This window comes from Streptomyces sp. NPDC059851 (assembly GCF_042732005.1).
Taxonomy (GTDB): domain Bacteria; phylum Actinomycetota; class Actinomycetes; order Streptomycetales; family Streptomycetaceae; genus Streptomyces.
Genome location: NZ_JBHWJJ010000307.1, coordinates 1 through 1,243 on the forward strand (window position 1 = coordinate 1; position 1,243 = coordinate 1,243).

Annotated in this window: 1 protein-coding gene; it reads left to right on the forward strand. The window is 73.2% G+C overall.

Features of this window, described 5'->3' with window-relative positions:
* Window positions 1-1,111 (forward strand): 2-oxoglutarate dehydrogenase, E2 component, dihydrolipoamide succinyltransferase (gene sucB / locus ACFV7Q_RS38905; protein ID WP_385435682.1); only part of this gene is annotated, 1,111 nt, incomplete at its 5' end.
* Window positions 1,112-1,243: the final 132 nt, after the last annotated feature.

The following is a 1,243-nucleotide window of genomic DNA, read 5'->3' on the forward strand; positions in this document are numbered from 1 at the left end:
GGCTCCGGCCGCCCCGGCTCCGGCCGCCCCGGCTCCGGCCGCTCCGGCTCCGGCCCCGGTCGCCGCCGCCCCGGTGGCTCCGGCCGCCCCGGCCGCCCCGGTTGCCCCGGCCGCTCCGGTGGCCCCGGCCGCCGCTCCGGCTCCGGTCGCCCCGGCCGCCCCCGTCTCGCCGGCGGTCGCCGGTGACGAGGGCGCGTACGTGACCCCGCTGGTGCGCAAGCTGGCCTCCGAGGCCGGCGTCAACCTGAACACGGTCACGGGCACCGGCGTCGGCGGCCGCATCCGCAAGCAGGACGTCCTCGCCGCTGCCGAGGCCGCCAAGGCCGCTGCTGCCGCCCCCGCTCCGGCCGCTGCCGCCGCCGCTCCGGCCGCTGCTGCCGCGGTGTCCGAGCTGCGCGGTCAGACGGTCAAGATGACCCGCATGCGCAAGGTCATCGGCGACAACATGATGAAGGCCCTGCACTCGCAGGCGCAGCTGTCGTCCGTGGTCGAGGTGGACGTCACCAAGATCATGAAGCTGCGCGAGAAGGCCAAGGCCGGCTTCCTCGCCCGCGAGGGCGTCAAGCTGTCCCCGATGCCGTTCTTCGTCAAGGCCGCGGCCCAGGCGCTGAAGGCCCACGCGGTCGTCAACGCCCGGATCAACGACGACGAGGGCACCATCACCTACTTCGACTCGGAGAACATCGGCATCGCCGTGGACTCCGAGAAGGGCCTGATGACCCCGGTCATCAAGGGTGCCGGTGACCTCAACCTGGCCGGTATCGCCAAGGCGACCGCCGAGCTGGCCGGCAAGGTCCGCAGCAACAAGATCACCCCGGACGAGCTGTCCGGCGCGACCTTCACCATCAGCAACACCGGCTCGCGCGGCGCGCTGTTCGACACGGTCATCGTGCCGCCGAACCAGGTCGCGATCCTGGGCATCGGTGCCACGGTGAAGCGCCCGGTGGTCATGGAGACCGCCGAGGGCACCGTCATCGGCGCCCGCGACATGACGTACCTGACCCTGTCCTACGACCACCGCCTGGTGGACGGCGCGGACGCGGCCCGGTACCTCACGGCCGTCAAGGCGATCCTGGAGGCCGGCGAGTTCGAGGTCGAGCTCGGCCTGTAAGGCTCCCGCTGCCCCATCGGCAGTCACCCGCACGGCGCCCCTGCCGGAGATACCTCCCTGATGGGCGCCGGCCGGACGCCCAGCCGGGCCGATCTGCATGCTATCACGCGGGCGGGCCCCGCGACAGGAGGA